This window comes from Pedobacter sp. UYP30, assembly GCF_040547165.1.
Lineage (GTDB): Bacteria > Bacteroidota > Bacteroidia > Sphingobacteriales > Sphingobacteriaceae > Pedobacter.
The window spans coordinates 25,971-41,689 of sequence record NZ_JBEPPD010000011.1 but is presented as its reverse complement, the minus strand read 5'-3'; the positions used below and the strand labels follow the sequence as shown (position 1 = coordinate 41,689).

8 protein-coding genes are annotated in these 15,719 nt (G+C 39.0%); 6 read left to right on the top strand and 2 right to left on the bottom strand.

Annotation, left to right across the window (positions count from 1 at the left end):
- Positions 1-48 precede the first annotated feature (48 nt).
- Together ABIB40_RS13120 and ABIB40_RS13115 are read right to left on the bottom strand one after the other, a co-directional pair.
- Positions 49-1,590, bottom strand: coding sequence for a family 43 glycosylhydrolase (locus ABIB40_RS13120; protein WP_354359785.1), 1,542 nt, complete (start codon positions 1,588-1,590; stop codon positions 49-51).
- A gap of 93 nt (positions 1,591-1,683) precedes the next feature.
- Entirely contained in the window at positions 1,684-2,271 is a 588-nt protein-coding gene (locus tag ABIB40_RS13115; protein ID WP_354359783.1) for a Uma2 family endonuclease, read from the bottom strand.
- Positions 2,272-2,431: 160 nt separating this feature from the next.
- On the opposite strand from ABIB40_RS13115, the gene ABIB40_RS13110 reads away from it, so the two are divergent.
- The 6 genes from ABIB40_RS13110 (at position 2,432) to ABIB40_RS13085 (ending at position 15,710) form a co-directional block, all read left to right on the top strand.
- Positions 2,432-3,358 carry a hypothetical protein gene (locus ABIB40_RS13110; RefSeq protein ID WP_354359781.1) on the top strand — a complete coding sequence of 309 codons (927 nt, stop codon included), beginning with the start codon at positions 2,432-2,434 and terminating at the stop codon, positions 3,356-3,358.
- 46 nt (positions 3,359-3,404) lie between these two features.
- A complete protein-coding gene (locus tag ABIB40_RS13105; RefSeq protein WP_354359779.1) occupies positions 3,405-5,648 on the top strand; it encodes a glycoside hydrolase family 2 protein in 2,244 nt (747 codons plus the stop codon).
- Positions 5,649-6,926: 1,278 nt separating this feature from the next.
- A complete protein-coding gene (locus ABIB40_RS13100) occupies positions 6,927-10,205 on the top strand; it encodes a glycosyl hydrolase (RefSeq protein WP_354359777.1) in 3,279 nt (1,092 codons plus the stop codon).
- Positions 10,206-10,232: 27 nt separating this feature from the next.
- The gene (locus tag ABIB40_RS13095) at positions 10,233-11,996 is read left to right on the top strand and encodes an alpha-L-rhamnosidase-related protein (protein ID WP_354359775.1); all 1,764 of its coding nucleotides are present in this window, start codon (positions 10,233-10,235) and stop codon (positions 11,994-11,996) included.
- Between the two features lie 117 nt (positions 11,997-12,113).
- Complete coding sequence (locus ABIB40_RS13090) at positions 12,114-13,151, top strand: GntR family transcriptional regulator (RefSeq protein ID WP_354359773.1); 1,038 nt, start codon at positions 12,114-12,116, stop codon at positions 13,149-13,151.
- Between the two features lie 117 nt (positions 13,152-13,268).
- Positions 13,269-15,710, top strand: coding sequence for a GH92 family glycosyl hydrolase (locus ABIB40_RS13085; RefSeq protein WP_354359771.1), 2,442 nt, complete (start codon positions 13,269-13,271; stop codon positions 15,708-15,710).
- Positions 15,711-15,719: the final 9 nt, after the last annotated feature.

Below are 15,719 nucleotides of genomic sequence, written 5' to 3'. Positions count from 1 at the left end.
TACCTTCTAGATAATTTGGAACGCCGACAGCAGCAGCCCAAACTCATATTATTTACTCCTATATTTTATCGCAAAAAAAGCGAAGGCTGCGGGTTCATTCCCTTGTTGTAATAATCCTGGTCTCGGGCTTCGATCCCATGGCACAGTAAAAGCTGCATCGAAATAATCGTTGTCTGTTGATATTTCATTCCATTTGTCGGCAACATCGCTCCAATAGAATCTGAGCTTTGAACCATCTTCTACTTTCATTTTAAGGTAAACTGGAGTTATATCGTTTATGGGTAATTCTTTTAAAATATTTCTTGTCTCGCCTTTTACAAAAAATACCTGTAGCGTATTATTTTTAATTCCTAAGCCTACAGATTGGTTGGCGTCGCCATAAAAAGTTAAGCCTTTTAAAGAACCATTTTTATTAACTACCGCCGTGCTTATTTCATAATTGCTTTCGAACGGGCGAACGGTTAAGGCTGTTCCGGTTTTATTATTTGTCGTGGTTTGGCCTGATAAGTGCAGCATCCCGTTCTCAATCTTTATCAAAGGGGTTGAATGCCTGAAATCCCATTGCCAATTATTTTTCAATTTGTCATTCGCAAAATCATCTCTAAAATTTGCTGGCTTTAAGCCACTTACAGGATGTATGGCCGGCCAGCCTGTTTTTTTGTTCCACGATAATTTTGCCAACATACCCTGCCTGCCCGTAAATACGTCATTTTGTTTGTTATAGGCATGGTATAAATAAAAATCTTCTCCCTGTGGAGTACTAACAATAGTTCCATGCCCTGTGCATTTCCATTCGCCATATTCTGCAAGCGCCGGGTTGTTTTTAAATTTGGTGTAAGGTCCTTTTAATGAGGTAGCTCTGGCTATGTTAATGTTGTAACTGCATTTGCTGCCGCAACAACCACCTGCCGAATAAAACAGGTAGAAATAATTATTTCTTTTGACAATGCATTGCCCTTCCAGTCCATTTTTTTCATCATCGCGCAGCAGCATAAAAGGTTTTCCCTTTGGTTTAAGTCCATCATCAGTTAATTCTTGTCCCAACAATTCAATAGGGCGATCATCCAGGCCATACGCTTTAAAAGTGATGTATCGTTTTCCATTGTCTTCAATAATAAAAGCATCAATGGCTTCTTTGCCAAATTCCAAAACAATCCCTTTGTCTGTAAATCCCTTTGCCGGGTCTTTTGATGTGGCCACACCTATACAAGAAATTCCATCTGCTTTTTTTCGCGCCGTGTAATAAACGTAATAAGTATTGTTGTGATAATATAATTCTGGTGCCCAAAACGATGAGGACGCCCAAGCTGGAGTTTTCGGAAGTATATAACCCAATTGTTTCCAGTGTATCAAATCGGTGGAGGTAAAAAGCGGATAATGCGGCGCCCATTCTGATGAGGTACCAGAAGCGTAATACGTATTGCCCACACGAATCACGGTAGGGTCGGCAAAATCACCAGGAATTACAGGGTAAGTAATGGTGGTATCATAAACTTTATAATCAGCAGGCGCTTTATGATTTAAGGATTTATTGAATTGAATATTCAACGCAAAAGGTAAAAGGAATAACCATGTAGCTAAACTTTTCATGCAGTATTTATAGGTTTTCTTTAGCAATTATAAGAAATGTAATCCAAATATAGGTGGAAATGGTTCAGACTGCTGAAGTGTTCCGAACTTAAACTACATCTCTACGCCATCATAAATTTCTGAGAGCGTAATCGTTTCATCAATAGCTTTAATGATAACAGTTTCGTTAAGCGAATTATATTCTTGCAGTTCCCAATGATTATTTTCATTCAACCTGAATATTTCAATGTGGATGCTTTCTGAATCAATCAGGATATATTCTTTAAGGGTAGCGATAGCTCGGTAAAGCTTAAATTTTTCACCACGATCATAATTTTTTGTTGATTTTGAAAGCACTTCAATAATTACGGTTGGATTTAACACATTATAATCATCATTATTAAGTATAATTACTTCTCCGCAAATGATGGAAATATCAGGATAGGTAAACAAGGTATTTGCCTCAATATGAATACGGGCATCACTACCGTAAGGGTTGCATTTTTTTCCTTTTAATTTCACACCAACAGCAATTAATAAGTTGCTTGTAATTTTGTTGTGAGGCATCTTAGCACCCGACATCGCAAAAACTTCGCCCATGTAATATTCATGCTTTGCGTCAGCGGAATTTTCCATTTCGAGGTATTCTTCGATGGTCATCCTCCCTTTGCGATAAGCTACGGCTGGTTCATTTAATTCCATAGACTAAAGTACGAAATAAAGTTTATTTATCCCTTTTCCTTAAATAGACTGCGGCTCCGAAACCAAACAGGTTAGTACAGGATGGCTAAATCAATCACCTAAACTATATTGGGAAAACAATGCTAAAAAAGTTTTGTCATTCACCTTATAAATTTTTAAAATGAAACCTGCTTTTACCATACGGATTATGCTCTTGCTAGTAATCTCGATGTTTATCTACATCCCATGTTCAAAGGCGGGCGTTCCGTGTGCGCATATTCTTATTTGTTGCCGGGTAAACAACAGCGGAATGCAATTTCTGGTCAACGGAAAGTGGAATCCGGCGCATGATTATAACGACATTAACCAGGTTGATGATGTGCTGCAAAAAATAAAAAGCGCGGGCATTAACATTGTAATTATAGACATGACAAACGACAGCCAATGGAACAAGTACTGGAATATTTACAGCCCCATGGTAAATAACATACAAAAGGTTTGCAAAAAGAAAAAGATGCAGTTCATTGTTTTCATCGGCGCAGCCGGGTCGTTCTCAGATTGGAACGAAAAGGCAAAAAGGATATGGAACACTTGGGCGCAGGACGCATCGTACAGAAAGTATGGTTTTGGGGATAACCGCCCTATGCTCATTGCGTTTCAGCCTTCGGATATGTATTGGGAACGATATGATAAAGCGCCTGACAGCTCGAAAACATATTTGTCAAAGTTTCATATTGGCACAACACAAGTAAACGACCCTATACTTCCGGGCAAAAGTGATGGATGGGGATACAGAAATTATTCTCAAAGTGTGGATGGTAAAGTGCGTTTTGTTTGTCCTAACGCAGGTGTTGCTAAAGATACATGGCGCCATATTGATGGCGCTGAATGGCAACGAAGAGTAGAATGGGTAAAACAGGCTACAGAATATAGTGTTTATGGGTCGTATGACGATACTTGCGACGCAATTAACTGGGGAATAGCCGATACAAAAAATACAGACGTAGAATACAATAAATATCCGGCAGAGGATCCCTACCTTTACTACAATATTTTAAAGAATGAATTAACAGAACCTTCAGCTGGTAAAGCCGAAATACTTCATTGAATAATTTAGAGATAAACAACATTAAAAGACTATATAAACCCGTACCATGAATAGCAGAAGACTAATTTTATACGCCATTTTTACAATAATGCCAACCTTGTTATTTGCGCAGCAATGGCAAGTAAAGAAGGCGCCTCTCATGTCGAAGTTTGCAAAAGATGTAAACCCCAACAGCGTTTTGCCCGAATATCCACGGCCGCAAATGGTGCGTACTAAATGGAAGAACCTAAATGGGCTTTGGCAATATCAACCCGGTACTTCCTCAACTGAGCGTTTGCCAAAAGGAAAGCTATCATCACAAATACTGGTGCCTTTTGCTGTCGAATCTGCCTTATCTGGTGTGATGGAACATCATGAAAGGCTTTGGTACAGAAGAAGTTTTACCATACCAAAAGAGTGGAAAGGCGAAAATATTTTACTGCATTTTGGCGCTGTGGATTTTGAATCGGAAGTTTTCATCAACGGAAAAAGTCTTGGTGTTCATAGAGGTGGTTATGATCCGTTTAGCTTCGATATTACAGCTGCCATAAAAACTAGCGGTCCACAAGAAATATCGGTTCGTGTTTTTGATCCTACAGATAAAGGCGGCTTTCCAAGAGGTAAACAAACATTAAATCCTCGTGGCATTATGTACACTTCTGTTACAGGCATTTGGCAAACGGTTTGGTTAGAGCCCGTTCCCAAAAATAACATCAGCGATATAAAAATTGTTCCAGATATAGATAAATCGGTTGTTAAGCTTATTGTGCATACTCCAAACGATGCAGCTGCATTAAGCGTTTCTATAAAAATACACGATGGAAAAAAATTAATTCAAACTACAACAGGAAAAGCAAATACAGAAATCGTTATTCCCGTTAGCAACGAAAAATTATGGTCGCCCGATGATCCTTTTTTGTATGATCTTTCCATCTCCTTAATAAAAGACAATAAAACGGTCGATCATATATCAAGCTATTTCGGCATGCGTAAAATTGCTGTTCAGGAGGATGGTGGTTTTAAAAAGATATTCCTCAATAATAAATTTTTATTTGAAACCGGCCCGCTCGATCAGGGCTTTTGGCCTGATGGAATTTACACAGCACCAACAGATGAAGCTTTAAAATTTGATTTGGAAACAATGAAGAAGGTTGGCTTTAATATGGTTCGTAAACACATTAAGGTAGAGCCTTACCGCTGGTACTACTGGGCCGATAAATTAGGCCTTTTGGTTTGGCAAGATATGCCTTCTGCTAATTCATACACGGAACATACGCCTCCCGTTGATACGGCCGAATACGAATCGGAATTAAGACGCATGATTGCAACGCATATTAACTCGCCTTCTATAATTATGTGGGATGTTTTTAATGAAGCACAGGGGCAACATAATACCGCCGGTCTTGTAAAAATTGTGAATGAACTAGATTCGACGCGCCTTGTAAACCAGGCGAGCGGCGGCGCGTATTTTAATGCCGGTGATATTTTAGATGTACACAGTTACCCTGCGCCAGCATACCCTATAAGTAAAACACAAGCCCTTGCCTGCGGCGAGTATGGTGGCATTGGCTATAACGTAAAGGATCATGTTTGGAATAAAGGTTTTGGTTATGTAATGATCAATAATCAAAAAGCCTACGATAGTTTATATAATGAATTTGCCAAAGATCTTACCGTTTTTAAAACCAACAACGGTTTAAGCGCGGCGGTATATACCCAAATAACAGATGTAGAAACAGAACTGAACGGGCTACTTACTTATGATAGGGAAGTTTTTAAAGGTGATATGGAAAAAATCCGTGCATCCAATATAAATGTTATCAATAAAAATTTATACCTCACAACAGTTTTGCCAACCAGCCAAACTGAAGCAAGAACATGGAAATATACTTTTGAAAAACCCGATATGACTAGCTGGTTCGCTGCAAATTTTGATGACTCGAAATGGCAATCTGGACAGGGCGGTTTTGGAACGAAAGAAACACCAGGCGGTGTAGTTCGCACGGTTTGGGATACTAAGGGTATTTGGCTAAGGCAGGAATTTGTGTTGAATAATTTATCAACAATCGATAAAGATAAATTAGTATTATCCCTGCACCATGATGACGATTGTGAAGTCTATATTAATGGGATAAAAGCAGCCGATGTAAAAAATTATGCATCAGGCTATACAATGGTTTCGATGGATGATGCCGCAAAAAAAGCACTAAATTTAAATGGAAAAAATGTAATCGCCATTCATTGTTTGCAAAAAACAGGCGGCCAATATATCGATGCAGGCATTTCTGTTTTAACCGACAAAAAAAAATAAAGAAGATTAAAATTCTTAAAACATAAGTTAGATTAATAAAGATGGCATGAAAGGTATTAGGTGTTAGGCGTGAGGTTTTGGACAAGTCGCTTAGCTACATTTTATTCAGCACCTAATATTTCCAAGCCGGTGAGATTTGCCTAGCAGCAGTTTGGAGGAAAAAACGCCAAAAATAGACTTACAGAAACTTTCAGGCGGCACTATCCAAAAGAATTTGCAGCCTGTGGGTAGGTGATGCGCGACGGCGAGATGCCTCAAGTTATTGTGATAAACGGTTTTGTCTCTTTTTATCAAGAAAAAGAGAGACGCCGCCTCCAGTTCAATATCATTAACTTAAGGAAAAACCAATAAAATGGTGTCTTCCTGAGGTTTAATATATTTCATATAAATCAATATAAATGACGTTTTTGTTTAAGCTCGCTATAGCCAGCCCGGTGGGCTTGGCCTAGCAGCAGTTTGGAGGAAAAAACGCCTAAAGCTGCTTGCAGAAACCGGACACTTTTCAGCTACGAAGAGGATTCGCAGCCTTGCGCGGGAATGAGTAGGGGAAAGGCCTCGAATCATCGATGTAAAACAGCTTGGCGAATTTTTACCCAAAGAGGTGCAAGCCTTGATTTATTCATTAGTGTTTATTGTTTTATTTGCATTCATGAGCTCGCAGAAATGCTCGGTTTTTGTAAACTTTTTTATCAAGAAAAAAGTTTGAAGCCCGTGCGGCTAGCACAGCGTTAGGCAGAGTGTTGGTGCTTTTTGGAAAAGTCGAATGAAGGGGTGGTGGAAATCAAATAATATCATAATTATTTGATATTCAATTGATTATAAATAACATCAATGGTAGCTTCACGAATGGTCGGGACAAGTAGTCGAAGGATAACTATTTTGTTGGTTTTTGACTGTTGAGAGGTCTTCGACGGGCTCAGATTGACAGCGATTTCCTTAACTTTGAGACCTTGCCCCCTCCGGTTAGGAGAACGCGAGGTAGAGTTGGTGGGTTAATATATGTGCCTATAAATCGGACACATATATAAAATTGTCATTTGCAGGTGCGAAGCAATCTTTAGGTAACTTAATTACCAGCGCTTAAGGTTCATTAAAACTGATCGATAACAATTGAACTTAGGTTAAAACATTTTTGTGACAATCTGTTTAAGTCTGTTAGGTAATTATTCTACAAAAAGTACCAAAGACAAGGGAGCGGGTAAGTACAGGATAGCTCTTTGTTTTCTTTAGTGTATTTTGGCATTTAGAAATAACCAAATAAGCAATTACCTAACGATAATGAAATTCTCTTTTCTCAAAACCAGCCACGTTGTATTCTTTGTTTTAATAGCTCTTTTTTTCGCATGCGGTATCAAGAGAAAAGTCGAAAAATCTAACTCTACCGCCATTATTCCGTTGGCAAACATAGAGCAGGGTTTTAAGCACATTCCAGATTCTGTACAAACCAGTGTTTACTGGTATTGGATTTCTGATAATATTTCTAAAGAAGGCGTAATCAAAGACCTTCATGCCATGAAAAAAGTAGGCATCAATAGGGCTTTTATCGGCAACATTGGATTAAATGAAGTGCCGTATGGAAAAGTTAAAGTTTTATCTAATGAGTGGTGGGATATTATTCATGCGGCTTTAAAAACAGCTACTGAATTAAACATTGAAATTGGTATTTTCAACAGTCCTGGGTGGAGCCAATCTGGTGGTCCTTGGATAAAGCCGAGCGAGGCTATGCGCTATCTTACCTCTTCAAAAACAGAAGCAGTAGGCCCTAAACAGTTAAATATAAGCTTAAAGCAGCCGGCAAAAGAATTTCAGGATGTTCGTGTGATTGCTTTTCCTGCTCCAAGAGATTTTGAAAAATCAATCAGCGATTTGAAGCCGACAATCACTTCTATACCAACCATTAGCGATGTTAAAAACTGCATGGATGGCGATACAACTACAGAAATGATCATTCCTTCAAAAAGCAATTTTACATTAGATTTTAAAACATCCGAACCTTTTACCGCAAGAAGTATAACGTTCTATCCCGCACACAGAAAAATGAAAATGGAAGCGGAGATACAGGCAAATGAAAATGGAAATTTCAAAACCATAAAATCGTTTACGGTTGATCGAAGTAACGACGAATTAAATGTGGGTTTTGCGCCTTACGCACCTGCTTCTATTTCCGTTCCCGAAACTTCTTCAAATGAATTTCGTATTGTTTTTAAAAATGTTACCCCCGATAAAAACGGATTGAGGGAAATTAAAATTTCTTCTTCACCGCGTGTAGAAGATTATGCCGAGAAAACATTGGCCAAAATGTTTCCTACGCCGTTTCCATATTGGGGATCTTATGAATGGGGTGCGCAGCCTAAGTTTCAAGAAAAAGATCTAGTTATAGACCCGTCTAAAGTGATAGACATTTCTAAGTACATGAGTACTAATGGGCAGTTGAAATGGAATGTGCCGAACGGTAAATGGATTATAATGCGTACAGGCATGACGCCTACCGGAGTGCATAACAGCCCAGCATCGCCAGAAGGAACAGGTCTTGAAGTAGATAAGATGAGCAAAAAGCATGTGGCAGCACATTTTGATGCATTTCTCGGTAAAATTTTGGAAAGAATTCCGGCAGCAGATCGTAAAACATGGAAAGTTACTGTTGAAGATAGTTATGAAACTGGAGGCCAAAACTGGACAGACAACATGATTGAGAAATTTGCAAAGCAGTTTGGTTACAGTCCGCTTCCTTATTTGCCTGTAATGAATGGTTTGGTGGTGGGAAGTGAAGAAAAATCAGATCGTTTTTTATGGGATTTAAGAAGGTTTGTAGCCAATGAGGTGGCATATCAATATGTAGCAGGTTTGCGCGAAGTAAGCCATCAGCATGGTTTACATACCTGGCTCGAAAACTATGGCCATTGGGGATTTCCAGGCACTTTCTTAATGTATGGAGGCCAATCTGATGAAGTAGCTGGTGAATTTTGGAGCGAAGGCGATTTGGGAAATATAGAAAACCGTGCGGCATCTTCTGCGGCACATATTTATGGCAAGACGAAGGTTTCAGCAGAGTCTTTTACTGCCGGTGGAAAAGCCTTTGCCCGCTATCCGGAGATGATGAAACAACGGGGCGACCGGTTTTTTACTGAAGGAATTAACAACACCTTGTTGCATTTATTTATAGAACAACCTTATGAAGATAAATGGCCCGGTGTAAATGCGCCTTTTGGCAATGAGTTTAATCGTAAAAATACCTGGTTTTATGATATGGATATGTTCCTGCAATACATAAAGAGGTGCAATTTTATGCTTCAAAAGGGAACTTATATAGCTGATGTAGCTTATTTTATTGGAGAAGATGCGCCTAAGATGACAGGCACACAGGATCCGAAACTTCCAAACGGGTATTCTTTTGATTATATGAATGCGGAAGTGATCGAAAATAGGATGCAGGTTAAGAATGGAAGACTAACGCTACCCGATGGGATGAATTATGGCATTTTAGTTTTGCCCAAGATGAAAACAATGCGCCCTAAAGTGCTTAAAAAAATAATGGAACTGGTTAAAGAAGGTGCGGTGGTTTTAGGGCCAAAACCTGATGGATCACCAAGTCTTGAAAATTATCCCAAAGCTGATAAAGAAGTTCAAAGTTTAGCCGCAGAGCTTTGGGGAAATATAAATGGAGGATCTATAAAGGTTAACCATTATGGAAAAGGAATGGTGATAGATGGAATGAACATGCAAGAAGCTTTAAACCTTATTAAAGTTGCGCCTGATTATAAGTCCGATCAAAACGACTCAACGCTGTTTATCCATAGAAAATTAAAAGATGGAGATATTTATTTTATTTCCAATCAAACCGAAAAAACAATTTCCATAGACCCAACATTTAGGGTTACGGGCAAAAGCCCCGAACTTTGGGATGCCATCAATGGGTCAACGAGAGACCTGCCTGCTTACAGCTTTAATGATGGCGGCACGTCTATTCCAATGAGGTTGGCGCCTTTAGAGAGTGCATTTGTTGTTTTCAGAAAACCGGCAAAAGGTAATCTAGAAATACAAAATGTGTTGGCTAATTTCCCGGAACCATCAAACATTCAACCCGTAGTTGGGCCATGGCAGGTAAATTTCGACCCAAAATGGAGCCCTGCAGAACCAGTAACCTTTGAGAAACTAACAGATTGGACCAAACGTCCTGAAGAAAATATTAAATATTATTCTGGTACGGCAGTCTATCACAACACGTTTAAGCTTTCTAAAATTAACAATCATCAAAAGGTGTTTTTAGATCTCGGAAAAATCATCGCGGTAGCAAAGGTTAAAATAAACGGTGTAGAAGTGGGCGGTGCCTGGACTTACCCATACCATGTAGATATTACCAAAGCCCTAAAAAGCGGTAAAAATATGTTAGAGATAAGCGTAACCAATAACTGGATAAACAGAATTATTGGGGATCTAAACCTGCCAACGGCAGAAAGAAAAACATGGTTAACTTTTAACCCCTATAAAAAAGGTGATCCTTTGCAAACTTCGGGTTTAATGGGGCCAGTGGTTCTAGAAACCGTAAATTATAAATAGAAAATATTAAAGTCCATTCGCCTTATCATGAAAAAATATTTCGCAAGTAGCATCATATTACTGTTCACCATCATTAACGGAGCGTATGCGCAACTGCCCCCTGTTTTCTCTGCCGAGAGGGCTAAAGAGGCAACCTCAACATCAACCACCCGCAGGTACCTCTCTCCAGAAAAGATACTGTGGAAAACTCCCGAAGCCGATACCAATATTGTTAACGAAAAACGATTAATGCTGGTAGGCAACGGCCAAGCAGATTTATCTAACAGCAATATGTGTGTGCTAAAAAGCACCAAAGATCTTCATCCGGCTTTGCTGTTAGATTTTGGAAAGGAATTGCAGGGTGGCTTACAAATCGTCACCGGCATGTATCCAAACCACAAACCGGTAAAGTTACGCTTGCGTTTTGGAGAATCAGCTTCGGAGGCAATGAGCGATGTAGAGCCAACACACAATGCTACAAACGATCATGCCATGCGAGATATGATTGTCGAAGTTCCATGGCTGGGCAAGTTGGAAGTGGGGAATACTGGTTTCAGGTTTGTGAGGGTAGATTTGGTGGATGATAATATTGAGTTACAATTGAAAGAAGTAAGGGCTATTTTTAATTTCAGAGACATTCCTTATCTCGGTTCTTTCCATTCTAGCGATAGCTTATTAAATAAAATATGGTTAACGGGTGCGTATACCGTTCATTTGAATATGCAGGATTATCTGTGGGACGGTATAAAACGCGATCGTTTGGTTTGGCTGGGAGACATGCACCCAGAAACCTCTACCATTGCTGCAGTTTTTGGTAATAACCCAGTGGTTCCTAAAAGTTTGGATCTTGCTAGAGACATCACTCCTTTACCTAAATATATGAATGGAATGGTTTCTTATTCTATGTGGTGGGTAATTATTCAGCGCGATTGGTATATGCACAATGGAGACCTAGTTTACCTGAAGGAACAAAAGGCGTATTTGAAAGGATTACTGAATGTTTTGATGTCTAAAATCGATAAAAATAATAGCGAAAAGTTAGATGGAGGCAGATTTTTGGATTGGCCATCATCAGAAGATCCTAAAGCCATTCATGCAGGTTTACAGGCATTGCTGATAATGACCTTAGATGCCGGAAAAGAACTAAGCCTGGTTTTGAAAGATCAAGAAACCGCAAAGAAATGCGACGAGGCCATAAACCGATTGAAAAAAAATGTGCCAGAAGCTGGCCATTCTAAACAAGCTGCTGCTTTATTGGCCATTTCTGGATTAATGCCTGCCCAGCAAGCAAACAAAGAAGTAATTGCCGTTGGGGGAGTTAAGGATTTTTCTACTTTTTATGGGTATTATATGTTGCAGGCAAAAGCAAAAGCAGGCGATTATCAGGGTTCTTTAGATGCCATTCGTAAATTTTGGGGCGCCATGATCAACCTTGGGGCTACCACGTTTTGGGAAGATTTTAATATGGATTGGTTGCCCAATGCCGGCCGGATCGATCAGCTTGTGCCAGAAGGGAAAAAAGACATCCATTCTTCTTACGGAGCCTATTGTTATGTAGGGTTTCGGTTGAGTTTATGCCATGGTTGGGCAGCTGGGCCAACACCTTGGCTAACTGAGCATGTGCTTGGAATAAAAGTGATGGCTCCAGGTTGTAAAGTGATTAAGATTGAACCACATTTGGGTGATCTAAAGTTTGTAGAGGGCACTTTTCCAACTCCTTACGGTATTTTAAAGGTTAAACACACTAAACTCGCAAATGGCAAAATTAAATCAGAAATTGATGCGCCAAAGGGGGTAAAAATCGTTCGATAGGAAAATATTAGGTATGACTTATAAGTTGGATAGGAGTTTAAAAATAAGTTCTTTCTGTAAATATCATTTCTAAATATCTAAATCATTTAGCTAACTTTCGTGTTCTAATTTTTTCTTATGAAGGCAGACGAGTTCTTTAAGTTTATATATGTAGATGAATATTCTGCCACCCCGAAATATTTGCAGTTAAGCAACTCTATTATTGCTGCAGTAGAAGATGGAAATTTAGAAAAGAACGATATTTTACCATCTATAAATGAGTTGAGCTATGTGCTAGAAATATCAAGGGATACTGCAGAGAAAGGCTATCGCTACCTGAAAAAGAAAGGAGTAATTGTTTCTGTTCCGGGCAAAGGATTTTACATTTCAAACGCTGATTTCAAGAAGCAAATCAAGATTTTTTTGCTTTTTAATAAGTTATCAGCCCACAAAAAAATCATTTACGATTCTTTTGTTGCTGCCCTTGGCGAGGACGTTTCTATAGACTTTTACATTTATAACAACGATTTTTCTATTTTTAAAAAGCTTATCCAGAACAAACACACCCCTTATACCCATTACGTTATCATTCCGCATTTTGTAGAGGGCGGTGAAAATGCACATGAAATTATCAACACATTGCCACAAAAAAAACTTATCCTTTTAGATAAGAAACTCGATGGTGTAAACAGTCCCTATTCATCTATTTATGAAAATTTCGAAAAAGATATTTACGGAGCGTTAACAGAAGCAAAGGAAGCGTTAACGAAATATCATACATTAAAAATAATTTTTCCAGAAAAAAGTTATTTCTCTAAAGACATTATAAATGGTTTTCGGCGTTTTTGCCAACAATATGCCTTTAATCATGCAATTGTTAGAGACATTCAAACCGAACCTATTGCTTCTGGCGAAGTCTACATTAATTTGATGGAAGATGATCTGGTGATATTGATAGAGCGTATCATATCGCTAAACCTAAAGATGGGAAAAGAAGTAGGGGTAATTTCTTACAATGAAACGCCTTTAAAAAAATTATTGTTAAATGGCATCACTACGGTTTCTACAGATTTTAAGTGGATGGGAAGTATGGCCGCAAAGTTGGTGAGGGAAAACCAATCTGCTCCGCAAGACATTGAAGTTCCATTTTATTTAACCCTTCGTTCTTCTCTTTAGTGCGAGAAATCTTGCGCTTTTTGGTTGTTTAGCCCAAATAAGGAAATATCACATATAAAAATCTGATTGCGTTCGGCTTTAGTCTCTCGTGAGCTGTATTATTTGATTATCTTCTGGATGAGCGGGTTAAGATTAATTACGTCATCAGCGCCAGAAAACCTTAACTTGCTGAAATTTATAAAATCAACCAACCAAAAAACCACACCATCACTATCCGTGAAAGCCAAGAATTTTAAAATGATTTCGAGTAAACTTATCCTTGTTGGGGCACTGTGTTCTCTTCAATTTATCGCCTGCAAGGCACAAGAAAAAAATATTTCTGTTAATTTATCTCAATATGTAAATCCATTTATCGGGGCGAGCACCAGTGTGGGCGATGCAGGTGTTTATCATGGTTTGGGCAAAACATTTCCGGGAGCCGCAACGCCCTACGGCATGGTGCAGGTAAGTCCAAATACCATTACCGGTGGCGATAATGGCTCTGGCTATAGTTCTGAACATAAGAGTATAGAGGGGTTTGCATTTACCCAAATGAGTGGTGTGGGTTGGTATGGAGATTTAGGGAATTTTTTAGTCATGCCAACTATCGGCGCATTAAAAACAAGTTCGGGGTCTTTAGAGAATCCCGATGGAGGTTATCGTTCTAGGTATGACAAGAAAACAGAGAAAGCATCTGCAGGATTTTATTCGGCTAATTTAACAGACTATAAAATCAAAGCGGAGGCAACCGCCGCCCCTCACAGCGGTATGCTAAGATTTACCTTTCCCAAAAATGAGCACTCACGTATTCAGATTGATCTGGCCAGAAGGGTAGGTGGTACCTCTACCACCCAATATGTAAAAATTTTGGATGATCATACCATCGAAGGCTGGATGAAGTGTACACCAGATGGCGGAGGTTGGGGAGATGGCGATGGACATGCCGATTATACCGTTTACTTTTACGCCAAATTTAGCAAACCTTTTAAAAGTCAAGGTATTTGGTCTGCAGATATTCCCGATGACTGGAAAAGAAAAAGAGAAGACGTAACCAGTGCGAAATATCAGCAGCGTATTGCCGAGGCAAAAGTTTTGAAAGGGCAAAAGGAATTGGAAGGTAAACACCTCGGTTTCTTTGCAGAATTTCCAACAGCAGAGAAAGAACAAATTGTTTTAAAAGCAGGAATTTCATTTGTAAGCATAAATGGAGCTAAAAAAAATCTGAGTGCTGAGATTAAAGATTTTAATTTCGATGCAGTCCATCGTCAGGCAGTTATGCTATGGAACAAGGCTTTATCTAAAATAAAGATTGAGGGTGGCACAGAAAACGAAAAGAGAATTTTTTACACGGCGCTATATCACACACAAATAGATCCGAGAATATTTGAAGACGTAGATGGGAATTATCCTGGCGGAGATGGAAAAGCCCATCAATCGGCAAATTTTACTAAACGAACTATTTTTAGTGGTTGGGATGTTTTTAGAAGTCAAATGCCCTTACAAACCATCATTAATCCCACAGTTGTAAGTGATATGATTAATTCTTTGGTGACTTTGGCTGATGAGAAAAATAAAAATTATTTAGAACGATGGGAGTTTTTAAATGCTTATAGCGGCTGCATGATTGGTAATCCGGCGGTTTCGGTTATTGCCGATGCTTATGTAAAAGGTATTAGAGGTTTTGATGTAAATAAGGCCTACCAGCTTTCGGTAAACAGTGTTGAGCAATTTGGAAATGGAGACAAAGGCTACACAGATGATGGCATAGGAATTTCGAAGACTTTGGAGTATTCCTATTTCGATTGGTGTGTTTCTCAAATGGCCAAGGGCCTTGGCAAAACTGCCGATAAGGCGAAATATTTGGAAAGATCTAAAGACTATAAAAATATTTTTGACGCAGAGAAAGGATGGTTTAGACCGAAAGATAAAGATGGAAATTGGGTGCCATGGCCTACCGAAGGAAGGTTAAAACAAGGGTATGGAACATTGGAAAGTAACCCTTATCAACAGGGATGGTTTGTTCCGCAAGATGTTGATGGGATGGTAAAATTGATGGGAGGAAACGAAAAGGTAAAGGCAGATTTAGAAAATTTCTTCGGAAAAGCACCAAGAAACATGATGTGGAACGATTATTACAATCATGCCAATGAACCGGTTCATCACGTTCCTTTTCTCTTTAATAGGGTTGGCGCTCCATGGCTCACTCAAAAATGGACACGCCTGATTTGTAAACGCGCTTATCATAACACCGTAGAAGGTTTAGTAGGAAATGAAGATGTGGGCCAAATGTCGGCGTGGTATATATTGGCCGCAAGCGGAATTCATCCAATTACGCCCGGCAGCACTAGGTTTGAAATTACCAGTCCAGTGTTTAAAAAAGTTTCTTTAAATGCAGATAAAGATCATCCATTTACCATTATAGCAAGTAATAATTCTTCATCGAACGTGTATATTCAAAGAGCTAAACTTAATGGAAAGAATTATAACAAATGCTGGTTGAGTTACAAAAACATTATGGATGGTGGAACGCTGGAGTTGGAGATGGGCCCCGCACCCAATAAAGATTGGGGAAATAAGTAAAAAAATAGA